The organism is Sphingobacterium tabacisoli (assembly GCF_017908035.1).
Lineage (GTDB): Bacteria > Bacteroidota > Bacteroidia > Sphingobacteriales > Sphingobacteriaceae > Sphingobacterium > Sphingobacterium tabacisoli.
Genome location: NZ_JAEQMU010000001.1, coordinates 1,342,173 through 1,367,846, shown reverse-complemented (window position 1 = coordinate 1,367,846; position 25,674 = coordinate 1,342,173). Strand labels below are relative to the sequence as shown.

Annotated in this window: 25 protein-coding genes; 12 read left to right on the top strand and 13 right to left on the bottom strand. The window is 41.7% G+C overall.

The genetic code is table 11. The annotated features are described in order from the left end of the window. The first annotated feature begins 139 nt into the window (after positions 1–139). Positions 140–1,003 (top strand): KPN_02809 family neutral zinc metallopeptidase, encoded by an 864-nt coding sequence (gene ypfJ, locus JKG64_RS05695; protein ID WP_210353360.1) that lies wholly within the window; start codon positions 140–142, stop codon positions 1,001–1,003. A gap of 1 nt (position 1,004) precedes the next feature. Here the strand turns inward: ypfJ and JKG64_RS05690 are convergent, their stop codons facing one another. Both JKG64_RS05690 and fabG read right to left on the bottom strand, forming a co-directional pair. Beyond that, the gene (locus tag JKG64_RS05690) at positions 1,005–1,982 is read right to left on the bottom strand and encodes a long-chain-fatty-acid--protein ligase (protein ID WP_210353359.1); all 978 of its coding nucleotides are present in this window, start codon (positions 1,980–1,982) and stop codon (positions 1,005–1,007) included. A gap of 159 nt (positions 1,983–2,141) precedes the next feature. Continuing rightward, on the bottom strand, positions 2,142–2,885 hold the full coding sequence (gene fabG, locus JKG64_RS05685; protein WP_133583726.1) for a 3-oxoacyl-[acyl-carrier-protein] reductase: 744 nt from the start codon (positions 2,883–2,885) through the stop codon (positions 2,142–2,144). Positions 2,886–3,413: 528 nt separating this feature from the next. Between fabG and JKG64_RS05680 the strand changes: the two genes are divergently transcribed. From JKG64_RS05680 to JKG64_RS05665, 4 genes are all read left to right on the top strand, one after another. Next, positions 3,414–3,827, top strand: coding sequence for a CBS domain-containing protein (locus JKG64_RS05680; RefSeq protein ID WP_210353358.1), 414 nt, complete (start codon positions 3,414–3,416; stop codon positions 3,825–3,827). A gap of 389 nt (positions 3,828–4,216) precedes the next feature. Then, positions 4,217–5,740, top strand: coding sequence for a malate:quinone oxidoreductase (locus JKG64_RS05675; protein WP_210353357.1), 1,524 nt, complete (start codon positions 4,217–4,219; stop codon positions 5,738–5,740). Between the two features lie 178 nt (positions 5,741–5,918). Further along, positions 5,919–6,530 carry a nicotinamide riboside transporter PnuC gene (pnuC, locus tag JKG64_RS05670; protein ID WP_210353356.1) on the top strand — a complete coding sequence of 204 codons (612 nt, stop codon included), beginning with the start codon at positions 5,919–5,921 and terminating at the stop codon, positions 6,528–6,530. Further along, on the top strand, positions 6,527–7,603 hold the full coding sequence (locus JKG64_RS05665; protein WP_210353355.1) for an acyl-CoA dehydrogenase family protein: 1,077 nt from the start codon (positions 6,527–6,529) through the stop codon (positions 7,601–7,603). The genes pnuC and JKG64_RS05665 overlap by 4 nt, the downstream gene beginning before the upstream one ends. A gap of 9 nt (positions 7,604–7,612) precedes the next feature. On the opposite strand, the gene JKG64_RS05660 is transcribed toward JKG64_RS05665, so the two are convergent. The 7 genes from JKG64_RS05660 to JKG64_RS05630 are packed head-to-tail and all read right to left on the bottom strand — an operon-like array spanning position 7,613 to position 13,890. Then, positions 7,613–8,407 carry an integrin alpha gene (locus JKG64_RS05660; RefSeq protein WP_210353354.1) on the bottom strand — a complete coding sequence of 265 codons (795 nt, stop codon included), beginning with the start codon at positions 8,405–8,407 and terminating at the stop codon, positions 7,613–7,615. Between the two features lie 6 nt (positions 8,408–8,413). Then, positions 8,414–9,403 carry an LLM class flavin-dependent oxidoreductase gene (locus tag JKG64_RS05655; RefSeq protein ID WP_210353353.1) on the bottom strand — a complete coding sequence of 330 codons (990 nt, stop codon included), beginning with the start codon at positions 9,401–9,403 and terminating at the stop codon, positions 8,414–8,416. Positions 9,404–9,456: 53 nt separating this feature from the next. Then, positions 9,457–10,638, bottom strand: coding sequence for a THUMP-like domain-containing protein (locus tag JKG64_RS05650; protein ID WP_210353352.1), 1,182 nt, complete (start codon positions 10,636–10,638; stop codon positions 9,457–9,459). Continuing rightward, a complete protein-coding gene (locus JKG64_RS05645) occupies positions 10,631–11,899 on the bottom strand; it encodes an aspartate kinase (protein ID WP_210353351.1) in 1,269 nt (422 codons plus the stop codon). Before JKG64_RS05645 ends, JKG64_RS05650 begins: the two co-directional genes overlap by 8 nt. A gap of 41 nt (positions 11,900–11,940) precedes the next feature. Beyond that, entirely contained in the window at positions 11,941–12,744 is an 804-nt protein-coding gene (locus tag JKG64_RS05640) for a DUF3298 and DUF4163 domain-containing protein (RefSeq protein ID WP_210353350.1), read from the bottom strand. After that, positions 12,745–13,200 (bottom strand): GNAT family N-acetyltransferase, encoded by a 456-nt coding sequence (locus JKG64_RS05635; protein WP_210353349.1) that lies wholly within the window; start codon positions 13,198–13,200, stop codon positions 12,745–12,747. Continuing rightward, a complete protein-coding gene (locus JKG64_RS05630; protein WP_210353348.1) occupies positions 13,201–13,890 on the bottom strand; it encodes a YggS family pyridoxal phosphate-dependent enzyme in 690 nt (229 codons plus the stop codon). A gap of 83 nt (positions 13,891–13,973) precedes the next feature. Between JKG64_RS05630 and JKG64_RS05625 the strand changes: the two genes are divergently transcribed. The 3 genes from JKG64_RS05625 to JKG64_RS05615 are packed head-to-tail and all read left to right on the top strand — an operon-like array spanning position 13,974 to position 17,494. Further along, positions 13,974–14,624 (top strand): DUF4296 domain-containing protein, encoded by a 651-nt coding sequence (locus JKG64_RS05625; protein WP_210353347.1) that lies wholly within the window; start codon positions 13,974–13,976, stop codon positions 14,622–14,624. Then, on the top strand, positions 14,624–17,005 hold the full coding sequence (locus tag JKG64_RS05620; RefSeq protein WP_210353346.1) for an endonuclease MutS2: 2,382 nt from the start codon (positions 14,624–14,626) through the stop codon (positions 17,003–17,005). Before JKG64_RS05625 ends, JKG64_RS05620 begins: the two co-directional genes overlap by 1 nt. A 54-nt stretch (positions 17,006–17,059) precedes the next feature. Further along, complete coding sequence (locus tag JKG64_RS05615) at positions 17,060–17,494, top strand: hypothetical protein (protein ID WP_210353345.1); 435 nt, start codon at positions 17,060–17,062, stop codon at positions 17,492–17,494. A 2-nt stretch (positions 17,495–17,496) separates the two neighbouring features. On the opposite strand, the gene JKG64_RS05610 is transcribed toward JKG64_RS05615, so the two are convergent. From JKG64_RS05610 to JKG64_RS05595, 4 genes are all read right to left on the bottom strand, one after another. After that, positions 17,497–18,381, bottom strand: coding sequence for a helix-turn-helix domain-containing protein (locus JKG64_RS05610; RefSeq protein WP_246512484.1), 885 nt, complete (start codon positions 18,379–18,381; stop codon positions 17,497–17,499). Between the two features lie 11 nt (positions 18,382–18,392). Continuing rightward, on the bottom strand, positions 18,393–19,061 hold the full coding sequence (locus tag JKG64_RS05605; protein ID WP_210353344.1) for an ankyrin repeat domain-containing protein: 669 nt from the start codon (positions 19,059–19,061) through the stop codon (positions 18,393–18,395). Between the two features lie 11 nt (positions 19,062–19,072). After that, positions 19,073–20,398: an amidohydrolase gene (locus JKG64_RS05600; protein ID WP_210353343.1), complete on the bottom strand. Its 1,326-nt coding sequence runs from the start codon at positions 20,396–20,398 to the stop codon at positions 19,073–19,075. Between the two features lie 102 nt (positions 20,399–20,500). Next, entirely contained in the window at positions 20,501–20,719 is a 219-nt protein-coding gene (locus JKG64_RS05595; RefSeq protein WP_210353342.1) for a hypothetical protein, read from the bottom strand. 287 nt (positions 20,720–21,006) lie between these two features. On the opposite strand from JKG64_RS05595, the gene JKG64_RS05590 reads away from it, so the two are divergent. The 4 genes from JKG64_RS05590 (at position 21,007) to JKG64_RS05575 (ending at position 25,664) form a co-directional block, all read left to right on the top strand. Beyond that, positions 21,007–21,738: a histidine kinase gene (locus JKG64_RS05590; RefSeq protein WP_210353341.1), complete on the top strand. Its 732-nt coding sequence runs from the start codon at positions 21,007–21,009 to the stop codon at positions 21,736–21,738. Further along, positions 21,728–22,453, top strand: coding sequence for a LytR/AlgR family response regulator transcription factor (locus JKG64_RS05585; RefSeq protein ID WP_210353340.1), 726 nt, complete (start codon positions 21,728–21,730; stop codon positions 22,451–22,453). Before JKG64_RS05590 ends, JKG64_RS05585 begins: the two co-directional genes overlap by 11 nt. Before the next feature lie 117 nt (positions 22,454–22,570). Further along, the gene (locus JKG64_RS05580) at positions 22,571–24,847 is read left to right on the top strand and encodes a cation:proton antiporter (protein ID WP_210353339.1); all 2,277 of its coding nucleotides are present in this window, start codon (positions 22,571–22,573) and stop codon (positions 24,845–24,847) included. Positions 24,848–25,091: 244 nt separating this feature from the next. Beyond that, positions 25,092–25,664, top strand: a complete 573-nt coding sequence (locus tag JKG64_RS05575; protein ID WP_210353338.1) for an RNA polymerase sigma factor — start codon at positions 25,092–25,094, stop codon at positions 25,662–25,664. Positions 25,665–25,674: the final 10 nt, after the last annotated feature.

The following is a 25,674-nucleotide window of genomic DNA, read 5'->3' as shown; positions in this document are numbered from 1 at the left end:
GAAATTTTTACGCAACACTTGGGTTAGACAGGTATTTGTACGGAGTGGGTTAACGTTTGACCTGTCATTTTGAACAGGCCTTGTTTTGGCAGAGATTTTGTGCTACGGGTTACAATAAATTAACTTAAATCAGAAAAATATGAAATGGCAAGGCGGTCGACAAAGTGATAATTTTGAGGATAGAAGAGGTATGTCTTCTGGTGGAAAAGTGGCTATAGGAGGGATTGGTGGCGTTATTGTCTTACTGATCGGGCTTTTTATGGGAGGCGATCCGGCACAGTTGCTACAACAGATGGGAGCGAATCAGGAGGTGACAACAGGTGAAGTAAGGGAGCTGAGTGCTGAGGAACAAAAGTTAACGGCATTTTCACGGGTGGTATTACAAAGTACGGAAGATGTATGGGGAAAATTGTTTCGTGAACAGGCGAATGCGGATTATCCACCCACGAAGCTTGTAGTCTATGACCGAAACACGCCTACAGACGGATGTGGAATGGGGCAATCGGCGTATGGACCGTTTTATTGTCCAGCGGACCAGACGATCTATATGGATCTGACTTTCAACGATGAGCTGAAACAGCGCTTTGGTGCTAAAGGGGAGTTTGCATTGGCATATGTAATAGCACATGAAGTAGGGCATCATATACAGAATATCCTCGGGGTATTGAATAAAACAAATGCAATGCGGGCAAAGATGAGTGAACGGCAGTATAACAAGATTTCGGTTATGACTGAATTACAGGCTGATTTTTATGCTGGAGTATGGGCGCATTATGCAAGTAAAAATTCGGATATCGAACTGAGTTATGATGATATTGTAGATGGTATGCAGGCTGCCGCCGCTGTGGGGGATGATCATATACAGGAACAGGCTCAGGGGCATAGTAATCCTGAATCTTTTACGCATGGTACTTCGCAACAGCGGACGGCCTGGTTTAAGAAAGGGTATGATACGGGGGATCTAAATGCAGGCAATACATTTGATGACCGTAGTCTCCAGTAATCTATTGGACGAGAAGATTACAGCCACGTATATCGGCATTGTCAAACCGGCCTAGAATTTCAAAAGACTGATCGGGATGTATTTTGCCTAAATCTTGTGTCGCGATAAAGGAGCAGGAGTAATAGTTTGCAAGATCTATTACATTGATGGCTCCTGTTTTTCTATCGGTCAGTAATGTTAGAGGATCGTTGGTGTCGCGGATGAGAATTTTCATCCAAGGAGGGGTTTGGAATATACCGTCTCCGTAGGAATAGCCTTGAGATAGTAATTCGGTCATCCCATATTCGGAGTGGATCTGCGGAATGCCAAAGCCTTTTTTTAGCTGTTGGTGTAGTTCCTCACGTACCATTTCCTTGCGTTTTCCTTTCATACCACCAGTTTCCATAACGATCAACTCTGGAAAATCCACACTATAGTTTTCTACAAAATCCAATAGGGCATAGGTTACTCCAATCAGTATTGTTTTTGTGCCTTTTTGTTGTAGGGCCTGTAATCGCTTGTAAAGGTCCTCATGGTTATAGAGAAAATAGCCACTTTCCGCTTGTTGGGAAGATTTTATAAGATCATCTACCATATAGATGAGCGAAGAGCCTTCGCGCTCTAAGTAGGCCGGTAATAAAGCGAGTATGGCAATTTGTCGGACATCACCATAGAATAAGTCAAAGGCTTTTCTGAAGCTATCGGTGTACCAGGCGAGATCTGGTACAGGGTGCTTGCTTGTGATCATGCCGGTGGTGCCAGAGCTGCTAAAGGTAATTCTAGGGGAGTGGTTTTCTGCAAGAACAGGGTGTGTCTTGAAGAATTGAATCGGTAGGAAAGGAATCTGTCTATAGTCAACTATTGTCTCGGGGAGAATACCCAAGGCTTGTATATACTCGCGGTATACAGGTATATGCTGTGCCTGAAAGTTGAAAATCTCGAGGGCTGTTGTGTTAAAGTCCTGCTCTGTCTGTATATTGAAAACCTGATCCCTATGCATATTGATTGCAAACTTAATCGAAAAAACTAGAAAAAGGGAAGTAATAAAGTAAAAAAAAGTGTGTGTCGGTTGCTGTGGCGTGCTCACTTTCTGGTGGTGTATAAAGTGAGTATTTAGTATTGGTTCTTTTGATCTGAAGACCAAAAGAACCAATAGTGATTATAACATACCGCCGTCTACAGGAAGTACCTGTCCTGTAACATAAGCAGAAAGGTCTGATGCTAAGAAAAGACAGGCATTAGCCACATCTTCAGGTTCACCACCGCGTTTCAGCGGGATACCTGCTTCCCATCCTGCAACTACTTTTGGATCCAATACGTCTGTCATCTCTGTGCGGATAAATCCTGGAGCGATGACGTTTGCTCTGATATTTCTAGAGCCCAATTCCTTCGCTACAGACTTGGTGAAACCAATGATACCAGCTTTAGAAGCAGCATAGTTTGCCTGTCCTGCGTTGCCTTGTACACCGACTACGGAAGACATATTGATGAAGGAACCTTTTCTATTTTTCATCATTACTTTAGAAGCTGCTTTAGTAACGTTGAAGATGGATTTGAGGTTGATATTGATCACATCATCCCAGTTTTCTTCTGTCATACGCATTAAAAGACCGTCTTTTGTGATTCCAGCATTGTTTACCACAATGTCTAATGTACCAAACTCGGTAACGATATCATTGATAAGTTGTTCGGCTTCATCAAACTTGGAAGCATCCGAACGGTATCCTTTTACCTTTGTGCCAAAAGCCTGTAACTCCGTTTCTAGGGCCTGACCCTTCTCAACAGAGGATAGGTAGGTAAAAGCTACGTTGGCACCATGTTGTGCAAATACCTCCGCGATCTTGCGGCCTATCCCTTTTGATGCTCCGGTAACTAAGGCTGTTTTTCCTTCGAGTAGTTTCATATGTAAATAATTATTTATCAGTGTCTATTTTCATTTGTTTAAATGAGCTCGTTTCACTCGGTTTGTTTTTTATCTGTCATATGGAATATCCAAACTATATTCATTCGTGTTTGTGCAGTCTGTACCACATGGATATTTCATATGTATATTAATTCTAACTTATTTCTTTGAGACAAAATGATAATTTAATCTGTAGTTCGCAAAAATAGGTAAATTTTGACATAACGTTAAGTTTATTAAAAAACGATTTTAATAAGAGCTGTAAAGTGCTGATTAAATTAAAACGGGAAGGCTTTTATAAAATCCATTAAAATCTAAAAAGCGTTGTTATGACTGATTTAGGAGGGGGGAAGAGAGTGAAAACGTAGCCTAATAGAGAAAAATAGGGTCAGATTTCAAGTTGCGAATAAAATATGATATATATCTGTTTGTAAATCACTTTTTTAAGTGATGTGCGTCCTGTTTTATGTGTATTAAGATGCTGATATTTGAGTATAGTAATAAAGGGAATCATTAAAATAAAATAGTATGAAACAGCGAGTTCCAGTATCAGAGATTATGACCAGGGAGTTGGTTACCTTAACTCCAAAAGACAGTTTGTATGATGCAGAAAAACTATTTAAGAAGCACAATATCCGTCATCTTCCTATTGTTGAAGATAAGAAATTGGTCGGTGTTGTGAGTTACTCTGATCTGCTAAAAATCAGCTACGCCGATGTAACAGAAGAGAATGATATTGAAGCGGTGGTGTATGATATGTACACTATTCCTCAATTGATGGCTAAATCACCGGTTATAGTAGGTCCTGATGCCACGATTAAAGAAGTAACGGAGACGCTATCCAGGGTTACTTTCCATTCTATACCAGTTGTTAAAGACGAAGAATTGGTAGGGATTGTTACTACAACGGATTTATTGAAATATTTTATCGATCAATACTAGGCGTATCTTCAGCAGTGATGATTTTACCTTAGGTCTAAAAGGGAAGGTAGGATCCTTAAAATGGATTTTAAATAGGTTAAGGAAAGGAGAAGAGAGGTACATTTGTACGTTTCTTCTCATTTTCATTTTACACCGCACCTGATTTCTTAATTCTCTACCCCAGTATACGCCAGATAAATCACCCAGCTGTCTGCCCATGAAAGGGTATCTTTCCTAATTTTCAAGGTTCTGATTCTATTCCAAACCCGATTCTGAATCCATTGTGCTATTAAAACAGGTGTGAGTCGTTATTCTAATTTTTAGTTTGCAAAAACGAAGCGCTTTGTTCGAATAAAATGTAGTGGAAATGAGAGAATTTTGACAAAATGATTCGTAATAACCAAAAACGAATGTTAATTTTGCAACAATTTAAAGAAGTCATGGGCAAGAAAAAACAAAATACCGAAGTTGACGTCGTTCTGATAGGTGGTGGTATCATGAGTGCTACACTAGGAGCTTTGATCAATGAGTTGAATCCAGATATCAATATTGAGATTATTGAACGTTTGGATGTTGTTGCAGCAGAGAGTTCGGATGCATGGAATAATGCAGGGACAGGTCACTCGGCCTTATGTGAATTGAATTATACCCCTGAGCAGGAAGATGGCTCAGTGAAAGTAGATAAAGCCATTAAAATTGCAGAACAATTTGAGATATCTAAGCAGTTTTGGGCTTATTTGGTAGAAAAGGGTGTTATAAAAGACCCGACTCATTTTATCCGCCAGGTACCTCATATGAGTGCGGTGTTTGGGGAGAAGGATGTTCGCTTTTTGAAGACGCGTTTCGAAACAATGGAAAAAGAAACGTTATTCAAAGGGATGAAATACACGGAGGATAAGTCCTTATTACAGGAGTGGATTCCGTTGATGATGAAGGATAGAGCTGTGAACGAACCTATGGCTGCAACCCGGATGGATATCGGTACCGATGTTAATTTTGGCGCGCTGACAAAGGATTTGATCAACTACTTGGGTACTAAAGGTAATATCAAATTGTCTTTGCACCAAGAGGTAAAAGATATTGAACGTGAGGATGATGGCCGTTGGGAAGTTGAAGTAAAAGATCTTAAAACAGGCGAGAAGAGAGAGATTAAAGCACAGTTTGTGTTTATTGGTGCTGGTGGGCACTCTTTATTGCTGTTGGAAAAATCAGGTATCCCTGAGGCTAAAGGGTATGGGGGCTTCCCGGTAGGAGGACAGTGGTTGCGCTGTACAAATCCGGAGATTATTGCACAACACCGTGCGAAAGTATACGGAAAAGCATCTGTAGGTGCGCCTCCGATGTCTGTTCCGCATTTGGATACCCGTTATATTGACGGTAAGCAAGCATTACTTTTTGGACCTTATGCTGGTTTCTCGACAAAGTTCTTAAAGCAGGGTTCCTATTTTGATTTGCCAGCTTCGATAAAGCTATCGAATATAAAACCAATGTTGTCCGCAGGATTGGATAACCTTCCATTGACAAAATATTTGATTACGGAGGTGATGAAAAAACCGAAGGACAAATTGGATGCCCTGAAGCAGTTCATGCCTACGGCACGACTGGAAGACTGGGCGATAGAAAAGGCAGGGCAGCGTGTGCAGGTTATTAAAAAAGATCCTAAGCATGGTGGTGTATTGGAATTTGGAACAGAGGTGGTATCCAGTGCTGATGGTTCTATTGCGGCATTGTTGGGAGCTTCTCCGGGGGCGTCTACTTCGGTCGCAATTATGATTCAGTTATTGAAACGTTGCTTCCCGGAACGTGCGAAATCAGATGAGTACCGGAAAAAGCTTCGTGAGATGATACCTTCTTGGGGACAGTCATTGAACGATAATCCGGAGCTTTGTGCAGAGATGCGTACGCATACACATCGGGTGTTGCAATTGGATTAATAAGAATAAATAGACATTTTATGGGGTGCGGTTCTGTATCATCTGATGACACAGAACAGAAGCTGAGATTATACCCAATTCTACTTCGGTAGGAGGAACCTGATCCAGGTAATGCTGGCGTAGGGAATAATTTTTCGAAATAGCATCTCCATATATTGTGTCTTTGAATACATGGTTTATGGAGACTATTATCGAAAATATAAGTAACGCATTTCTACAGACTTCCTGGTTAGAGCGTTTTTCAGTACTGTGCGGTATTATACAGGTACTGCTTTCCAAAAATAATAAGGTATCTAACTATTTCTTCGGCATTATGGGTATAGTGTCTGGGATGTACGTGTTGTTTGGTGCAAAGCTCTATGCGGAGATTGCATTGAACATGTATTACCTGATAATGAGTATCTATGGCTGGTGGTATTGGACACACAATATAGCAGCAAGACAGCAGCCTATCAGCACCTGTAGTGCCAAAGATTGGCGTGTAGTAGCCTCGATCAGTATCCTGGGATTTGGCCTTCTGTATCTCATTCTAGAGCATGTGACGGATTCGGATGTGCCGGCTTGGGATGCCTGGGTCTCGGCTACGGCATGGGCAGGTATGTGGCTGCTAGCCAAGCGTAAACTGGAGAATTGGATTTTGCTGAATATCAGTAATCTGTTTGCTATTCCGCTATTGATACATAAGGAACTTTATTTGTTTGCCGCGCTGACTACATTTTTATTCGTAGTCGCTATATTCGGCTATTTTAATTGGCGAAAGCTGATGGTTACCTCAAAACAAGAACGATGATAAGTGATGAAGCTATACAGCTGATAAAGGATAGTCAAGAGGCATCTATAAGGGCTAAGACACTTGTAGAACCACAATTGACATTGATATATGATAATAACTGGTTCAATATCTGGGTACCCAAAGTCTTTGGGGGCAAGGAACTTGATTTAAAAGATGGGTTGACACTGTTGGAAGAACTCGCCTATTGGGATGGGGGGCTAGGCTGGACCGTCACCTTGTGTGCAGGCGCCAATATGTTTGCCGGCTATTTGGAGCCTGGTTTGGCTAAGGAGGTTTTTTCGGATAAAAAGGTTTGTTTTGGCGGTTCGGGACGGGCAACGGGGAAAGCGGTGTGGGATGGAGAAAACTATGTGTTAACTGGTTTTTGGCGTTTTGCGACGGGCGCTCCGCACTTGTCACATTTTACGTTGAACAGCTTTATCTTCGATGGTGATGTACCTCGGTTGGATGAGGAAGGTAATCCGGTGTTCTTTTCATTCTTCGTGCCACGGGATAAGGTACTCGTTCACTATGACTGGGACTCTTTTGGGCTGTCGAGTACAGCGAGCCATAGCTTCTCTTTGGAAAATACCGTTATCGCTGCAGATCACGCTTTTCAGATCAAACCGGAGCACCGTATTGAGGATAGTACATTATATCGCATCCCTTTTATCCCTTTTGCGGAATTGACTTTGTTGGTCAACTATATGGGGATGTATAGAAGGTATTTGACGTTGGTGGAGAAGTTCTTCTTTGAGAAGTCGACAGATGAGAACTGGCAGGTTAAATACGGTAAGAACTATTTTAAGAAAGTGGACGCATTGCAACTTCAGTTGGAATCCGATAGGACCAAGGTAGAGGAGCTTACTGAACAGCTGTGGACACTAGCACTTCAGGACTCTCCATTGGATACGATGTTGACGGCCGATATTACATCTACCGCCCGTGGAATCGTAAAGCATATCCTCGCGGACGTGGTGACTCTATTTCCTTTACTGGGAATCAATGCTGCACAAAATGGTCAGGAGATCAATACCGTGTTTAGAAATATATTTACGGCAAGTCAACACAGTCTATTGAATGTATCGTAACCGTATCGCTTAACAGTCAAATTGTACATTGCCATCATAGGCATAGGCACTGCCGGATAATATGATGACTTTACGTTGTTCTTCGTAGTCCCGAGGGCTGGAAAAGATAAAGTCCGGCAAACCATCTTTATCTAGGTCGCCTATAAACTCGAGCTCGGTAGAAGTATCATTGTATGCTGTCTGATCGATGATCGTACGGATGTACTTTCCGTTTTTGTAGAGTTTTAACGTATATCTGGTATTGGGATTATTCCGTTCCTGATCCTTGTGGAATAGGATACCTGTAGCCTGTAATTTATAGCTTTGGTTCTGGAAGGTAAATTCAAATGGTTTACCAGGCTCAATAATAGGTTTTGAAAAGGCAACACTGTCGACAGCTCCTTTCTGTATCGTAGGGATATTGAAGAAGACCAGTACGTCTTCTTTGGGTACTATGGTCTCTGTCGGCAGACCGGAACAGGGCTCCTCATCTTCGTTTTCAATATGGTAGGAAGCAGATTGTACGTAGTATGAGCCGTTCTTGTGATGAAGCTCTAACCAGTTTCTATTGATGATTTTAGAAACATCGTTATTCTCCCATACTCTATAGGTTGAGGGCAATAAAATACGGCCATCTATAATCGAATCGACATCTGCGTTGTACACAATCTCTTTGCTAGGAGCGGAGAGCGAGTCGGATGGAGTTTGCTCTACAACTGTATCCTGCTTCGGAAGCGTTTCCGCCTGCAGCTGTTTGTTATTTGATTTATTCTGACAGGCAATAACCGTTGTCGCCAGTAAAAAGAGATAGCCGTATTTTTTCATTGATATCTATAATAACGCGCTCGCGATGATATCAAAAGATTCTAATCGCTTTGCTTCATCAAAGATATAATTTGTTGTCATTATTTCATGTGCTTTGTGTTTTTTTGCAAAAGCCAGAACCTCGGTCTGAATCAATGATTCTGTTCCTATAAATGTACAGCTTACCATCCGGTTTACGGCTTCTTCAATCTCCGGAATACCGTGATAGACGGGTTTTTCCGTTGGTGGGGACAATGGTTTGCGAAGATTGGTCAATATGCCTGCAAACATGTTAAAAAGGCTTGTTGATAAGAACTGTGCTTCTTCTACGCTCTTTGCCGCGACAATGTTGACACATATGATGAAATAAGGAGATGCAAGCGTAGGTGAAGGTTTGAAATTACTGTAATATATTTCAGATGCCTGTTCTAACATCGCAGGTGCAAAATGTGCTGCGAAGGCATAGGGTAATCCCAATTCGGCAGCTAAATAGGCGCTGTCTGTACTGGAACCTAATATATAGATTGGTATCTCGAGCCCTTCGCCAGGAAAGGCCCTTACTTTAGCATCTATATTGTTCTCATCGAGGTAGCGCTGTAATTCAAGAATGTCATCCTTAAAATAGAAAGATGTATTGAGGTTATTGCGCCGTAAAGCCATAGCAGTAAGCTGATCGGTACCGGGCGCTCTACCCAATCCCATATCTATCCGGCCTGGGTATATGCTTTCTAAGGTGCCAAATTGCTCAGCAACGACTAGTGGGGTGTGGTTAGGTAGCATGATACCTCCGGAACCTACACGTATACTGGAGGTTTTGCCCGCGATATGTCCAATGAGCACAGCGGTGGCTGAACTGGCGATATGGGGCATATTATGGTGTTCGGCAAGCCAGATACGGTGAAAGCCTAAATTTTCTATATGTTGAGCACCGGTTACAGCGCGCTGTATCGCCTCTGAAGCATTGCTATTCTTGCAAATGGTAGCCAATTCTAGTGCTGAAATCTTTATTTTTTCCATAGAATAAAGATACAAGAAATGAAAAACAGGAATTGTAATGGCTTTGTCTTTTCTTAGACTTTGTTTCCATGTATGACAATAGGATTACCTAGATAGTCGGTAGTGAAGAATAAATACTCGTTTCCTCCATCTTTGATTTTGAACTTTTTCTTGATTTCTTCTACCTTCATCGGGAAGTTTTTGGTGGCAACATTGGCTTTGTCCAGCGAGGTTCTTCTTTTGAAAGTAGACAACTCAAAGACCTCCTTCACTAAGAATGCCCTACCGGGAAAGTCCAATTCTAGACTGTCAGAAGTGTAGAGGTGCGAATGGGTGTGTATTTTAAATAAGTTGAACTGCTTGGCAACTGTTTTGAAGGCGCCGGCTTTGGTTACACTGACATCAGGGTCATAAAGATAGGTGAGTGGTTGTGATGTACGTATTAAGGCCTGCTTTTCTTCCTCTAGAGTAAAAGTCAGGGTCTGTATCTGATCTGTAAATAAGCGTATGGCCACGATCTTTGCTTCGCCTGTGTAGGTGGAGTCTTGAATAAAAAGCAACTCTTTGCAGTCATTGTCTACACTGATGACATACACCAACTTGACATGTTTGAGCTTTTGGAGGGCTGTGCTGATGTCTAGTAGAGGAGATAGCTTGCAGATCACATAGCGGGATTTGCGAAAGAACATATCCTGTGCCGCGATGATATTAGGTTCGCAGTCTTCTAACAAGAATACCTTTGCGTGATTGATCCGTCTTGATGGATCGATCAGGATATAATCTAAAGATTGATCTTCCTGTGCCTGGACAAAATCAACCCCATTGGTTGCAATACATACGAGATTAGGCACGCCTAGTACCACAGCATTATGTTTGACGATCTCTGAAAGTTTTTCATTGAGTTCACAGTGCACTACGATATCGGCCTCTTGAGCCATGTAGCAACTGTCTACACCAAAGCCCCCGGTCACATCGACGACTTTACTGCCTTTTTTGATCAGGGTCTGTTTGATCAGTGCAGTGTGTTCAGAGGAACATTGTTCGAGATTGATCTTGTCCGGATAATAGATTTCGGAGGAGAAAGCCCATGTTGGGAGCTTTTTCACGGCACGTTGCCAGCCATCAATCTGAGCAGCGATTTCGGGAGAACTCACGCTGCTGAATGGGCTTTTCTTTAAAGCGATACTACTGGGAGACTGCTCCCGGTTCGCTTTAATGTAGGCTTGTACTTCTTTATCCAGTATATGATTATTCATCAATATTCTTCACTAACATTTGACAGGTATAACTGTCCTTAAGTTCGCGAATTATTTCTTTATTTACTAATACCCGATCAATAGTTTGTTGATTGTAGTAGCGAATGGTGATTAATTCGAGTCCCCGTGCTACTGATACTTTATATCTTTTCTCCAGTTCGACCAATAGTGTATCTATATTTTTTCCGGTGTCATCAATAGCTACCGAAAAGCTAATGGCGCTATTGTGCATCATGTTTACCTTGATACGGTGCTGGTGAAAAAGATTGAAGATATGACTGAGATTATCCTCTACGATGAAGGAAAAGTCTCGCGGAAGTATGCTGATAAAAACCTGATTGACCTTAAAGATAAAAGAGGGAACAGGCAGTGTCTGATTGGTCGTTCTGATTTTTGTACCTGGGCTCTCCGGGTCTAAAAAAGAGCGTACACTGAGTGTTATCTTCTTATTCTGCAGTGGTTTGATAGTCTTGGGATGGATTACCGTAGCCCCATAATAGGTCAGCTCGATTGCATCTGTATAGGATAGCTCGGGGATGAGTTCTGTTTTTTCGAACCATTTGGGATCTGCATTCAATACACCGGGTACATCTTTCCATATAGTGATGTCTTCGGCATTAAGGCAGGACGCAAAGATAGCCGCAGAATAGTCTGAGCCCTCTCTACCCAATGTGGTTGTAAAGTTTTCTGAGGTAGATCCTATAAAGCCCTGTGTTACGATGACCTGATTGTCTAATATACTTGGTAGGTCTCTTCTTATTTTTTCTTCGGTAAGTTCCCAGTTTACTTGAGCTTCACGGTGGGTATTGTCTGTCTGAATATAGTTCCGGGCATCTATCCATTGCGTAGGAATGCCGATATGGGTACAGTAAGCCGCCAATATTTTTGAAGAGACTAATTCTCCTATAGATACAATCTGATCAAAAAGATAATCATAGGAGTCTTGTGGCTCTTCTTCCAGAATCCATTCTATCTCGACAAAACAATTGTTGATATCATCAAACGCAGGATGGTTAGGGTCATTAAATAAATCCTGTAGGATAGTAAAATGATCTGATTTTACTTCTGCCAACAGTTCAAAAGGGTCTTTCTCTCCTGTACAATAGGCTTTGGTAAGCTCTTCCAATTTATTTGTCGTCTTATTGATCGCAGACACAACGACAAGTAGCTCGGAGGACTTGTATTTCGATAATATAGAAGTTACATTTTTAATGTTATCGGCACTTTTTACAGAGGCGCCACCAAATTTAAAAACCTGCATTAATGTGTTATATAAGAGTTCCGGTGAGTTGAAGCTATGTATTATTGAATACTTTTAATATACCTTTTGGCTCGTGCGTTCAGTATTTCCTGCACTTCTTCGTAAGGGATTTCAATTGTTGTAATCCCGTCAGCATAAGGCCTTATCTCGTACTCGTTGTAATAAATAATCAACTTATCTTTTGTGAGGCCAAAGTTATCATTTAATGCGAATATTCCATCTTCAAAGAAAAAATCTTTAGAAAGATTACTGGTATCCGACAGGTTTTCCTGTCTTCGAAAATGCTTCTCTGCCAGTTTGGTCAGCTCTTTTAGTTTTCCGGTGACAATGAGGTCGGTCAGCTCCATCTTTTTGAAGAGGTCCAAATCGAAGACCGCAAAAAAAGTAAGGTGATTGCCATGTGCCCCGCCGGTATATTGATCTATTGAAGTTTTCAACGTGAGAAACAGAGGCGTGTTAAGGACGATCCTGGTTTCGGAGTCTTTGTACCAAACGGCATTGACATAAGTGGTGCTATTTTCTTCAACAAATTCATTATATGCATCCAAGAAGGAACGGGCCGCTTCTTCGGCATTGTTTTCCCGCTCGACAAATATGGATGCATTGATAACATCATTCATCGCCGTATTTTCAAAAACAGGATGTGTTATCTTGTAATAAGCGGTGTCTGTATGGGTGGAATCACCGAGGAAATAGGAACTGATTTCTTTTTTTGTATGGTACGTATAGTCAAGTGTGTCCTGTAGCGTGGTCTCTGAATGTGCGGCACGCTGTGTACTCCTGCTATGCTCATTGGCGCAGGATAGGGTAAAAGTAAGAACTGTTAAAAGTATTCCAATTCGCATTTACTTGTCAAAATTTAGACTTACGTTAATCCACTCTCCATCGAGTGTTGCACTATATGATTCATAGAATTTGATGGCGGGCGTGTTCCAGTCCAAGACTTGCCACATCATCCCTGAATATCCCTCTTCTTTGGCATGGGCAATAGTACGGTCTAAAAGCATCTTACCTATTCCTTTACCACGGTAGGGTTCGTTGATGATCAGGTCTTCTAGATAAAGTCGTCTGCCTTTCCACGTAGAATATCGAATATAATAAAGGGACATACCTACGATCTGTTGGTCATCTACAGCGACAAAGGCCCACCAAACAGGGTTCTTACCAAATCCGGATTCTTCAAATTCCTCCATGCTGACTGTTACAGCATCTGGCGCTTTCTCAAATACAGCAAGTTCATGAATAAGCGTCATCATTGCCGCACAATCTTCTTTCCGAGCTGTACGTATTGTGATTGCCATCTATTTTGCTTTAAAGTGTTTTATGATTCTCTTGCCAAAAATAGTGCTACCTAGACGTACCATATTACCGCCCTGTTCTATTGCTAATTTGTAGTCGGAGGACATCCCCATTGACAGGATGTCAAAACTATCGTCTTTACGGTAGTAGCTGACCTTAATGCCATCAAATAGCATTTTGAGTTCATAAAACTCCTCTTTTATTTCTTTTTCTTTCTCTGTATTGGTTGCGATTCCCATCAGGCCACGGATACGCACATTTTTCATCGCCTTAAACTCCTCACTTTCCAGAAGCTCGATAACTTCGGGGTGATCAAGTCCAAATTTGGTATCCTCCTGTGCAATATCTACCTGCAGCAGGCAGTCAATCACTCGATTATGCTTGTTCGCCTGTTTGTTAATTTCGATCAGAAGCTTTAAAGAGTCTACCGATTGAATCAACGTAATAAAGGGCGCAATGTATTTTACTTTGTTCGTTTGTAGATGCCCCACAAGGTGCCATTGGATATCCTGTGGGAGTTTTTCCTGCTTCTCTACAAGCTCCTGCACCATATTCTCGCCAAATATCCGTTGGCCTGCGTCGTAAGCTTCTTGTATGTCTTCTACAGGTTTGGTCTTAGAAATAGCTACTAATGTGACCCCTATAGGATTTAATTCTTGTTGTACTTCCTGAATATTTGCAGTAATGTCCATGTATTCGAAAATTATTTTTGGAGATATGATCTACAAAGGTACCTATTACAAAGGCATTTTGTAAATTTGTACAAATTTAAATAATGCAGCGCTTATATTTTACCATTATTCTATTGTTTTTTTTGTTTAGCTCTTGTAGCAAACAAAAGCCAAAAGGTATTCTGTCTGAAAAAGAAATGACAGAGCTTATGACGGAAGTGTCGCTTATCGATGCTTATCTGAACACCTTACCGATAGATAGTGGCCGTAAGGTGATGCCCGTATTGTATAATCATGCTTTTGAGAAGTTTAAGTTGGATTCCGTATCATTCATCCAAAATCTTGACTATTACCTCGGAAGCCCATTATTGACAGAAAAGATATATACGAATATCAATACTGCCCTTTCGGAAAAGGATAAAGTGTATCAACGTGAAGACTCGATCCGTAATGTTGCTGTACAGGATAGTATGCAGCGAGTCGTGCGCCTGCAACGGTATACTGCCATGATGAAAGAGATGATCAGTAACGTACATCGGGATACCACGGCGTACACGTATGTGCTTTCAGGGACTGATTTTCTGACGAAAGCCGAGCTTCAGCTTAACGCTTATGGTATCCAAGTGCCTGTGATCACGCCACCGGCACCTGTAGAACCCAAAGAAGAGCAAGAAGTGAAGGCGGATACGATTGCAACAGTAGAAAAACGAGATACAATACCAACGAAGAAGGTGCTGCGAAAACCTACTAATTAATGATTTACCCTCAGAATGCGATAGAAAAGCTAGGTTTTACGGAAATCCGTGAACTAGTTAAAGAGAAATGTTTAAGTGAGGCTGGCCGACAGATGGTCGATAAAATACAGCCTCAGATAAAGCCGGATCAAATTGATCGTTTTTTAAAACAAACCAACGAGTTTAAGAATTTATTGATCCATGATGCACCGCTACCGGTGGATCATATGTATGCTATAAAGCCCTTGGCCGAAAAAGCTAAGATCGAAGGAGCTTTTCTAAGTGAAGAGGAGTTCTATCGGGTCTTATTGTCTTTAAGAACGGTGTATGCTATTATCAGATACTTTAACGAACGTGAAGGGCAGTATGCGCACCTGGAGTTACTATTCGAGCATCTTCCGATAGAAAAGGCTATTGTACGCTCGATCGAGCAGGTTTTGGACGATAGAGGTAAATTGAAGGACAATGCTTCCCGTTTATTACTGGATCTGACACAGCAAATATCAAAAAGTGAACAAGAAGCGCGCAAACGTCTGGATAGCGTATTCAAACAAGCACAGGCGCAGGGTTGGACTGCTGATGGTAATCTGACTATTCGCGATGGTAGGATGTGTATTCCTATTCTTGCTGAGAATAAAAGAAAGGTGAAAGGATTGATCCATGATGAGTCCGCTACCGGTCAGACAGCTTATATTGAGCCTGAAGAGGTATTTCACCTAAATAATAAGGTTAGAGATCTGGAGTTCGAACGTCGGAGAGAGGTGATTCGGATCCTTACGGACCTGACAACCGAGTTGAGGCCTCATGTTCCTTTGTTACTGTCTTATCACAGCCTATTGACTAAGCTGGATTTTGTACGAGCCAAAGCGCTTTTTGCGATCGACATACAGGCGAATATGCCTATTCTAACAAAAGAGGCTGGGATTAATTTGGTGCAGGCCAAACATCCGTTGCTATTGTTGAACTCGATGCGCGATAAAACACATACGGTGGTACCTTTGAATATCAAGATAGACGATACAGATCGTATCATCCTGGTTTCGGGACCCAATGCCGGTGGTAAGTCGGTATGTATGAAGACGGTGGGGCTGTTGCAGCTTATGCTCCAGTCCGGCTTATTGATTCCTGCAGATGATACCTCCTCGGTAGGGATATTTAAGCAGATATTTGCGGATATTGGAGATGATCAGTCTATTGAAAGTGATCTGAGTACATACAGTGCCCATTTATCAAAAATGAAGCATTTCTCAACGTTTGCAAATGCGCGTACGTTGATTTTGATCGATGAGTTTGGAACGGGAACGGATCCTCAATTTGGAGGTCCAATAGCGGAAGCAGTATTGGAGCAGTTGAATAAGAAACAAGTGCGAGGGGTGGTCACAACGCATTATTCTAACTTGAAGTTGTTTGCGAGTCATACTGCGGGACTGGAAAATGCATCGATGCTATTTGACAATATGCAGATGAAGCCGTTGTATATTCTACAAGTAGGAAAGCCGGGCAGCTCTTATGCTTTTGAGATCGCACAGAAAATAGGGCTGTCGAAAGAAATTCTGGAGTCGGCTAAAAACAAAATAGGTGTTCAGCAGAAGAAAGTAGATACACTTTTGGTGGATCTGGAACGTGACAAGAAAGAGGTACTGGACACGAAGGTGGCGGTAACTAAACGGGAGAAGGAACTGGTCGAGTTGAAAGCTAGATATGAGTCGCTACAGGCACATATCGAAGAGAATAAAAAAGAAATCCTGAAAAAGGCGAAGGAAGAGGCTAAAGTTATTTTAAAGGATGCGAACCGATTGGTCGAGAATACGATTTCGGAGATTCGTTCCGTGAAGGCCGACAAGGAAAAGACCAAGGAAATCCGTTCTAAACTCAATGCGTCTTTGGATCAGCATAGCACTGCAACGGCAAAGCCTAAGGTGGCCAAAGCAGTGGTGAAGAAAGAACCGGAAGGATTTGAGGTAGGGGATTGGATACGTATCGATGATTCAGGATCGGAAGGCGAAATTATTGAGATAACAAAAAACAATAGTTTGATTGTTGCCTTAGGTGAACTACGTACGGTAGTTAAAATGAATAGAGTAACTAAGTTGAGGAGCAAGGAGAAATCAAAGGCTATTAAGCGGATTTCTGGTGTATCTGCGACATCAGCCGCAGATTTTCATCCGGAAGTGGATGTACGTGGTATGCGTACTGAAGATGCGCTTCATAAGATAGAACTGGTCTTGGATAGAGCGGTAATGATTGGATACCCATCCTTAAAAATCGTGCACGGAAAGGGAGATGGAATATTGCGTAAATTTATTCGGGATTACTTACGTAAATATAACCATGTAAGTCGCTTTGAGGACGAGCATGCAGACCGAGGGGGAGATGGTATAACTTATGCTTACATAGGATAGGCACGGTGTTTGCCTTTCTGTTTATTAATTTTAACGTACGCTAATACAGGAATTATGAGATTTGTTTTTAAAGGTGTTTTCTTCATGTTGGGACTGGGAGGATGTCTTGCCATGGGGTGTAAATCTTCGGGGTCGGTAGAACAAAAAGGCAGTATAGCTGGAGATTACTTATTCCAGTCGGAAGGAGATACGATAAATATGGTACTACAGCAACAGAAAGATTCCGTGTTCGGGGAGTTGAAATATGCTTTCTTCGGTAAGGATAGAAATGTTGGGAAGATAAATGGAATATTGAAGGATAGTCTAATTACAGGGGATTATAGCTTTGTTTCTGAAGGTGTTACTTCTGTTCGACAAGTTGTTTTTAGGGTGACGGATCAAGGTTTGGTAGAGGGCTACGGTGAAATAGAGGAAAGTAATGGCAAGATGATATTCAGTGATATAGATCACTTGAGTTTTGACCATGGTATGATTCTACAGCGAAAATAAAATTAGCTCCCTTCTCTAAATTCGGAGGGAGTCATTCCTGTCTTCTTTTTGAAAAATTTAGCAAAGTTGGCATGATCATAAAAGCCAAGGCTATAGACGATATCCTTCATGGAAAGTTCGGAGCTTTTGAGCAGCCGCTTCGCTTCTAATACCAATCTATCCTGTATTAGGGAGGAAGCGGAAACGTCGAGTGTCCTTTTGCTCAGGATATTAAGATAGTTTGGGGTGATGTTAAGCTTGTCCGCATAAAAGGATACGGATTTTTCTTCTGTGTAGTAACGGTCTATATAGGCCAAATAGCGGGAGAGTATAGGTGTGGCATTGTACTTTTCAAAATCTTCAAATTTCGTGGCCGCGCATTGGCTTACCAAAAGGGCGATGAGATTAATGCGGGTTTGGATAATATCCCATAGTATTTCTTTTTTTGACATCTCGTCATGAATGGCTGTAAACTCTTGCAGCAGTAAGCGGTACTCTTTGGAGTCAATGGCGATGACAGGATGGTTTTGGTAATAGGATGTTGCGAACCTCAAATAAGGGATAAGGTGTTCAAACCATTCGCGGCTTACCATGAGCTGATAAGCAATACTATTTTTCTCTATCTTCCATTCGTGTACCTGTCCCGGGAAAAGTAAATGAATCTGATGATCTTCAATAGGGTAATTTACAAAATCGATGCTATGTGTACCGCCTCCTTTCTCGAAGAGCATAATAATAAAGAAGTCATGTTTGTGTGGCGATTCAATAAGACGCTCACCCCGGAGCTCATGGTAGAGCAAATTCTTGCTAGGGATGAGCTTTTCATTAAACTCTTGAATACCCAAAATGGGGAAGAAGTCAGAACCCTGTAGCATAGCTATTTTATAGTTTTCTATAAAAATAGACATAAAATAACATATTATTTTAGCAATTGGGCAATCTTATGAAAGCCTTTGGCTTCGGCATGTTGTAGCGGTGTCCGGTTATCGTGGTCAGGGATATCTAATGTTGCACCGGCGTCTTTTAATAACTGCACGATCTGTTGAAATCGCTCGGTGCCATCGCCTAATATTACAGCTTCCATGAGGGCAGTCCAGCCGAGTCTGTTGACATGGTCAATAGGGAATCCATTGGTATTGGCCAGTAAACGTACAGTCTCGACATGACCGCGTTCGCAGGCAGGAATCAAAGCGGTACCGTTGTATCTGTTGAAGATGTCAAAGCGAGCGCCGTGAGCAAGGTATAACTTGACCAACTCGGTCTGTCCACTGGCTCCAGCGTATAAGAAGGGGCTGTCTTGATTGTTGGCCTGTAGGTTGACGTCTGCTCCATGTTCAACGAGTAGCTTGGCAAGTTCTACTTGTTTATTATTGGTCGCTATAAGGAGTAGCGATCTGCCGCTATCGTCTTTTGTATTTACGTCTGCACCTTTCGATAGCGCATTTTTTACGGCTGTATAATCTGCTTTGTTTACAGCAGTGAGAATATCTGATTGTGTCTGCATAGCGTCTTGGTTTTGTAGAGGTGATTCCGCCTGGCAAGAGACCGTAGATAGGGCAAGTGCCAATAGAAGTAAGGACGTTTTCATAGCAACTGAAATTAGTAAACCGTATTACCTTTGTAAATTAAGGACGTAATGTTCGAGATTCTTGAAACCGCTTCGGCCGAGCAACTGGCATCGACGAGCACAGCATTGGCTTCGTCTCCGATTTTCGGCCATTGTTGTTTGCCTTTATCGTCTAGTGGGCTGATCCCGACAGTGGCTAGTTTTAATGCGCGTGATAGGGCAAATTCGCTGGTATAGCCATACAATTGTGCGGCTAGGTTAGCTTTTTGCAATACGCTACCACTGCCAAAAGTATTCCAGTGATCGACAATGCTGTCATTGCCCAAAGTTACATTGACGCCATGTTTTAATAAGGTCGGGATAGGCATGGTCAAGCCGCCAAAGGGTACTGTGGATACAATCCCTATCTGGGATTCGGCTAATTTTTCTGCTAATTCTTCTTGTTTGGAACGGTCGATACGTCCCAGGATAAAGGCATGACTAAGGTAGGTTTTACCTTTTAAAGCAGGATTCTCATTGACTTTATCAATTAAGTATTCTACCGTTTGCAATCCCGATTCTCCCGATTCATGCAGGTGGATGTCTATTCCCTTTTGATGGTCAAGTGCAAGTTGTATGGTGAAATCCATCGTTTTCTCGATTGCTCCATCAATACTGTAAGGATCTACACCTCCGATAAAGTCAATACCCATTTTGGCGGCTTCGCGCAGATAAGGGGCGCTGTCGGTATAGAAGACTCCATGTTGAGGAAATGCTACGAGTTCGGCCCCGAAACCATTCTTTTTATTCTCTAAAGCCTTCTGTAGATTCTTCAGGGAATCGAGCTTGGATGTCGGTTCTATATTGACATGGCTACGAGCGAAAGCGGTACCATTGGACTGCAGTAACTCAATAAGTTTCTCAGCTTTGTAAGTGGATTTTTCCAATAGACCGGGGAGTATCTGCTGTTCGAGTGCAATCATGCCTTTGACGCCGCCAGCACCTCTTCTTACCGCTTGCCAACGCTCGCCATAATAGGTTTTATCCAAATGGATATGCATATCTTTGAAGGAAGGTAAGAGCAACATGCCTTTAGCATCGATAGCATCGGCCATATCCTGCTGTTCACTGCTTATTTTAGTGAATTTGCCATTCTCCATTTCAATGGAAAAGAGGCCCGTCTTGGTCGCGATAATAGTCTCTCCATCGTATTCAAATCCGGTCTCAAGTCGGACATTCTTTAACTTAAGTTTGTTTGTTGTCATGACTTTGTATTCGTTTTCCGGGCGATTTGCCCCTAGTATAGTCGAACCTACAGAGAGCCCTGCTACTGCAAGCGCTGAGCTCCGAATGAAATTTTTCCTTGATAGGTTTTCCATGTTCTATGTATGCTTTTATACAAAAATAAAACAAGCAGACCTAAGTTACGGGTATATTTTATAACATTGCCTGTACGATTTATAGCTTAGGGGACGAGATGACTACTCTTCGTATAGGCGGGAGGCTTCAATGCCATGTGTGGCCAAGCTGGAAACGATTTCTATGTGATCTAGTCGTATCCCTTCTATGATCAATAGGTTATAGATAGAGTCAAAATCTATTTTCCAATGACGGATTTTGGCAATCCGTTGTAGTGCATCCTGTACCTTTTGTGCAGATTGAGGAGTGTTGATGTTGGTTTCGAAAATGAGTTTTTCCATGATTACTAAAGTTTTAGTGTGGGACACTAAAAGTGTCCGATAAAGCCGATGTATATCATCGAACTGTTGATTGAAGTATGCTTAAGTTAAGAAAAAATGGGCGAAGGTTTATTGCTTATAACGATATTATGTAATATGTCTGCGGAAAAATGTAATAAGTTCCAAATGGGGCTTCGTTTTGTAAAATGTAGCTGGCGGAAGCTTCATTTTTACTTTTGCAATTCGCGAATACGCCTCTTTTTGCATAAGTTTGAAGGATAAAAAGGCTTTTACAGTTTGCTCAATCTATGTCTGATAATACCGTTTATATCATTTTTGGAGTTCTGGGGATTCTCTTAGGGGGGCTAGCGGTGTACTGTGTTTTTCTGCGTAGAGAAAACCGTAGGATACGATTGGAAGGAAGGAGACAGGAAGATGTCTATAAGCGGATGCACGACCGTCTTGATGATGTACACCGTACAGAATTAAATCCCCATCTCTTAAAAAATTCTCTGAATGCGATATTGTCGCATGCGTACCAAACGTACTTTACAATGGATAAGCTGGCGCAGGTATTGGATTATGTCTTGTACGAGAGCCCGAATAAGCTGGTGTCGCCCAAAGAGGAGATTGAGTTCGCTTTAAATCTGATTGAAATCAATAAGGTAAAACTCAGTCCATTGTTTGATATACAGGTGAAAGTCGATGTGGATGAAGAAAATGAACCTTTGTTTTTTTCGGCCGTGATGGTTCCGCTGATTAGTATTGATCTGATTGAAAATGCTTTTAAGCATGCCGATATTCAAAGCGAGAATTCTTTTATAGCGATTGCTATCAGTTTTCAGGAAGGTGTGCTGGAAATTACGGTCAACAATACCATTTCTAAAAAGTCTCCGTTGGCAAAAAGAAAAGGGGGGATAGGCAGTAAAACACTCGAAGAACGATTGATGCGCTACTACACAGGGCGGCATGAACTGAAAAGGTTTGTCGAAAATGACGTCTATAGTGCCTACTTACAAATTAAGCTATATGAGTCATAGAAAGTTAAGGTGTATTATCCTGGATGATGAAATACCCAGTTTAAAGTTTTTGAAAATACTGATGGGGCAGGTGGAAGGTGTTGAGATTGTAAAGGTTTTCAATGACCCGCTGGCACTGATCAAAGAGTATCGTGAGCTAGACTTCGACTTTTGTATACTTGACGTCGAAATGCCCCAGCTTACAGGTTTTGATATAGCAGAGATTCTTAGGGACTATCCGGTTATTTTTGCGACAGCTTATAAACAATATGCCAGCGAGGCATTCGATATTAATGCTGTAGATTATATTACTAAACCTATTTCATTACAGCGCCTTAAACAGGCCGTAGAAAAAGTGAAATCTCAGTTTTCGAAAAAGACGCCTGACTCCACCTATGCTCAGTTCAATACGGATAAGGGAAAGGCGTTAATCCATTTTGACAAGATTCTATTTATTCGCAATTCAGATGTAGATAGCCGGGATAAGATTCTCTTTTTTGAAGATGAAACCGATGTCATTGTCAAGAATATTAGTTTTGGTGGCTTGCTAGCTGTTTTACCTTCTTCTGGTTTTGTCCGTATTAATAAACGGGAGATTATCTCTTTACGTATTGTCAAGTTCTTTAATTCGGAAGAGATTGTGACCACGATGAAAGATCAATCGGACAAACCGATTGTATTAGGATTGAGTGAAACCTATCGCAAGGCCTTCATGGAGCTTCTTGCATTGGGTTAGTTACATTTTTTTGCCACTTCATTACATTTTTTCACCTAGATTTTGCGGGATATCCTAAGCCCTAAAACTTAATGGTATTTTTGTGTATCAATTTATTAGCACAATCAGTAAGGTAAGATGAAGAACTATAAAAATACGGTATTTTATGTGATTTTGGTCGGCGGTCTGCTCGCAATAATGTATGGCGTCATTACGCTCGGTACACAATTGCAGGATACAGCGGCTACTGCCAATAAAGTAACAAGTGTAAACGCCTGGCAGGATTTTTTAGATTCTATCCATCATAGCCTAAGGCATCCGTTAGCAATTTTGTTGGCTCAGATCGTTACGATTATCATTGCGGCCCGTATTATGGGATGGGTGTGTATCAAAATAAAACAACCTGTTGTAATCGGAGAGATGTTGGCCGGGATCATTTTGGGCCCCTCGTTGCTCGGTTTACATTTTCCAGAGATTTCAGCGGTGCTGTTTCCGGTAGATTCTCTGAGCAATTTGCAGTTTTTGAGCCAGATCGGACTGATCCTATTTATGTTCATCATCGGTATGGAGTTGGATTTAGGCGTACTTAAGAATAAGGCACATGATGCGGTCGTGATATCGCATGCGAGTATCGTAATTCCTTTTACAATGGGAGTGGGGTTAGCTTATTTTCTTTATCAGTATTATGCTCCAGCTAATGTGGAGTTCCTATCTTATAGTCTCTTCATAGGCATATCGTTAAGCATTACTGCATTTCCGGTTCTGGCACGGATTATACAAGAACGGGGACTTCAAAAATCGAAATTGGGCGCATTGGTGATAACCTGTGCTGCTGCAGATGATATCACAGCCTGGTGTATATTGGCAGTAGTGATTGCTATCGTGAAAGCGGGAGCAGCGACAAGTGCAATTTATACCGTACTGTTGGCCATCGCTTATGTATTGGTCATGATTAAGATCGTACGTCCCTTCTTACTCCGTGTGGGGGAGCTTAACTCCTCCAAAGATAGTTTAGGTAAGCGTGAAGTTGCAATTTTCTTTATTGTTTTACTTCTCTCTGCTTTTGCGACCGAGGTCATTGGGATACATGCCTTGTTCGGAGCCTTTATGGCCGGAGCCATCATGCCTGAGAGCACACGCTTTAGATCGATGTTTATTGAGAAAATTGAAGATGTAGCTGTATTACTTTTATTGCCCTTGTTTTTTGTCTTTACAGGACTGCGTACGCAGATTGGATTGCTGAATGACTTGGAGCACTGGTTGATTGCGGGGGTAATCATACTAGTTGCTGTAATAGGGAAGTTTGTAGGTAGTGCATTGGCTGCCCGTTTTGTCGGACAGAGCTGGAAGGACAGTCTGAGTATTGGAGCATTGATGAATACACGGGGGCTGATGGAATTGATTGTTCTTAATATCGGTTATGATCTGGGGGTGTTGAGTGCCGAACTATTCTCTATGATGGTATTGATGGCTTTGGTGACAACCTTTATGACAGGACCTTCGCTAGATCTTATCAATAGATTGTTTAAGCCCAAGAAAAGTGGGATGGGAGCCAAGATACAGGATAAAACAAAGTTTAAGATTCTCCTTTCTTTTGCGAAAAGCAGTACGGGAATATCCTTGTTCAAGCTGGCGAACGCGCTTACAGCACATTCCAAAGATAACTCCGTGATAACGGCTCTGCATATCGCACCTTCTAACGAATTGCATCACTATGAAGTTGAGGAACAGGAGGAGGATAGTTTTAGGGATATTAAAGAAGTGGCGAAGAAGTTGGAGCAGTCGATGTCATCGGTCTTCAAGATATCCGGCGATATCGATACGGAGATTATTCAGACGACGCGGGAAGCTGAAACAGACCTTTTATTGTTGGGGGTGAGTGAATCGATATATGAAGGGAGTATTTTAGGACGGTTTTTGGATTTTACGTCACGTATCATTAATCCAGAACGGCTTCTCCATACCGTAAAGCAGGCTGAATCACCTTTTCTGGCTTTCAGTCGCAATGATCAAATCAATGCACGGGTGACTGCTGCTGTCGGTATTCTGATCGATAAAAACTTTACTGCTGTGGATCGGATTATTGTTCCTGTCTTTCAGGCACAGGATATGTTTTTACTGACGTATATCCAAAAGCTAATACATAACAGTAGCTCTCAGGTTATTGTTGTCGATTTTAAGAATGCCCTGAAAGATAATGAAGTATTCCGGGAGAAATTGCGGCAGTTAGAACAACAGGTACCAAACCACCTGGTCATCTATGGTGAACAGGAGCTGACTGACGAAATATGGCGAAAGCAGGATTTAATGCTTATTAACCTGACGGTATGGGAAGATTTAGTTGCTAAAGAAGTGGCTTGGCTAAAAGATGCCCCTTCAACTTTGTTACTGATCGATAAGAAAAAACTTTCATGATTCCTTCGGTTCACCAACAGACATGAAAGTTCTTGATGTCCATTGAATACATACACTTTCAGAAAAAAATAGGGGCAATGCTGACTCATTTTGCCTGAATGTGCTCTTTGTAGGCAATCTAAAAGGTACAGCGGGAAAACTTCGGTAACGACTGTCACGAATGCACTTACTTTTACGTTATAATTACTAGATTTGACGAGATTTTGATGTGCAACTAGTGATAGAAGTAAATAAAATGGACCAAATGGTGAGTGATTTTCGGGCGGGTAAGCCTGAAGCCTACCAGGACATTTTTTATCTTTTGTACCAGCCTCTTTGCCTATTTCTCGCCAAAATGGGATTAGATAACTTCGTTGCTGAAGAGATTGTTCACGATAGCTTCTTAAAGCTATGGAACAGGAATGGCGACTTTTCCGAACTTCATAGTATTCGCTCTTTTCTCTATGTAAGCTGTAAAAATGCGGCGCTTAACCTCCTGGATAAGGAGAAGAGACATCGGGTCAAAGCAGAGGGTTATCAGTATAGCCTCGATTGGTTCGATGTCCCCGTGACACAACAGATGATTTATACGGAGACGATACAGGAGGTGCATCTGGCGATAGAAAAGCTTCCTGAGCAGTGTAGAAATGTGATACGTCTTCTGTTTGTTGAAGGGTATACACCGCAAGAAGTAGCCGATGAATTGGGCATTAGTAGTAGTACGGTTTACAATCAAAAAATGCGTGGTATACAACTGCTTCGGAATGTTTTAAATAAGGATCAGCTGTTTGTGTTTATGCTGGTTTTTGCGGATGTTGTTTGCTGTTCTGTAAAATAAAGCGTCTGAT

What these genes read in the sequence shown, in the direction of transcription:
- JKG64_RS05665 (WP_210353355.1), top strand. Translation starts at nt 6,527, where the DNA reads ATGATAAGTGATGAAGCTATACAGCTGATAAAGGATAGTCAAGAGGCA.
- JKG64_RS05655 (WP_210353353.1), bottom strand. Translation starts at nt 9,403, where the DNA reads ATGGAAAAAATAAAGATTTCAGCACTAGAATTGGCTACCATTTGCAAG.
- JKG64_RS05630 (WP_210353348.1), bottom strand. Translation starts at nt 13,890, where the DNA reads ATGGACATTACTGCAAATATTCAGGAAGTACAACAAGAATTAAATCCT.
- JKG64_RS05645 (WP_210353351.1), bottom strand. Translation starts at nt 11,899, where the DNA reads ATGCAGGTTTTTAAATTTGGTGGCGCCTCTGTAAAAAGTGCCGATAAC.
- JKG64_RS05605 (WP_210353344.1), bottom strand. Translation starts at nt 19,061, where the DNA reads ATGAAAACGTCCTTACTTCTATTGGCACTTGCCCTATCTACGGTCTCT.
- JKG64_RS05580 (WP_210353339.1), top strand. Translation starts at nt 22,571, where the DNA reads ATGAAGAACTATAAAAATACGGTATTTTATGTGATTTTGGTCGGCGGT.
- pnuC (WP_210353356.1), top strand. Translation starts at nt 5,919, where the DNA reads ATGGAGACTATTATCGAAAATATAAGTAACGCATTTCTACAGACTTCC.
- JKG64_RS05675 (WP_210353357.1), top strand. Translation starts at nt 4,217, where the DNA reads ATGTTAATTTTGCAACAATTTAAAGAAGTCATGGGCAAGAAAAAACAA.
- JKG64_RS05610 (WP_246512484.1), bottom strand. Translation starts at nt 18,381, where the DNA reads ATGTCTATTTTTATAGAAAACTATAAAATAGCTATGCTACAGGGTTCT.
- JKG64_RS05690 (WP_210353359.1), bottom strand. Translation starts at nt 1,982, where the DNA reads ATGCATAGGGATCAGGTTTTCAATATACAGACAGAGCAGGACTTTAAC.
- JKG64_RS05600 (WP_210353343.1), bottom strand. Translation starts at nt 20,398, where the DNA reads ATGGAAAACCTATCAAGGAAAAATTTCATTCGGAGCTCAGCGCTTGCA.
- JKG64_RS05640 (WP_210353350.1), bottom strand. Translation starts at nt 12,744, where the DNA reads ATGCGAATTGGAATACTTTTAACAGTTCTTACTTTTACCCTATCCTGC.
- JKG64_RS05625 (WP_210353347.1), top strand. Translation starts at nt 13,974, where the DNA reads ATGCAGCGCTTATATTTTACCATTATTCTATTGTTTTTTTTGTTTAGC.
- JKG64_RS05660 (WP_210353354.1), bottom strand. Translation starts at nt 8,407, where the DNA reads ATGAAAAAATACGGCTATCTCTTTTTACTGGCGACAACGGTTATTGCC.
- JKG64_RS05635 (WP_210353349.1), bottom strand. Translation starts at nt 13,200, where the DNA reads ATGGCAATCACAATACGTACAGCTCGGAAAGAAGATTGTGCGGCAATG.
- fabG (WP_133583726.1), bottom strand. Translation starts at nt 2,885, where the DNA reads ATGAAACTACTCGAAGGAAAAACAGCCTTAGTTACCGGAGCATCAAAA.
- JKG64_RS05595 (WP_210353342.1), bottom strand. Translation starts at nt 20,719, where the DNA reads ATGGAAAAACTCATTTTCGAAACCAACATCAACACTCCTCAATCTGCA.
- JKG64_RS05590 (WP_210353341.1), top strand. Translation starts at nt 21,007, where the DNA reads ATGTCTGATAATACCGTTTATATCATTTTTGGAGTTCTGGGGATTCTC.
- JKG64_RS05680 (WP_210353358.1), top strand. Translation starts at nt 3,414, where the DNA reads ATGAAACAGCGAGTTCCAGTATCAGAGATTATGACCAGGGAGTTGGTT.
- JKG64_RS05620 (WP_210353346.1), top strand. Translation starts at nt 14,624, where the DNA reads ATGATTTACCCTCAGAATGCGATAGAAAAGCTAGGTTTTACGGAAATC.
- JKG64_RS05615 (WP_210353345.1), top strand. Translation starts at nt 17,060, where the DNA reads ATGAGATTTGTTTTTAAAGGTGTTTTCTTCATGTTGGGACTGGGAGGA.
- JKG64_RS05585 (WP_210353340.1), top strand. Translation starts at nt 21,728, where the DNA reads ATGAGTCATAGAAAGTTAAGGTGTATTATCCTGGATGATGAAATACCC.
- JKG64_RS05575 (WP_210353338.1), top strand. Translation starts at nt 25,092, where the DNA reads ATGGTGAGTGATTTTCGGGCGGGTAAGCCTGAAGCCTACCAGGACATT.
- ypfJ (WP_210353360.1), top strand. Translation starts at nt 140, where the DNA reads ATGAAATGGCAAGGCGGTCGACAAAGTGATAATTTTGAGGATAGAAGA.
- JKG64_RS05650 (WP_210353352.1), bottom strand. Translation starts at nt 10,638, where the DNA reads ATGAATAATCATATACTGGATAAAGAAGTACAAGCCTACATTAAAGCG.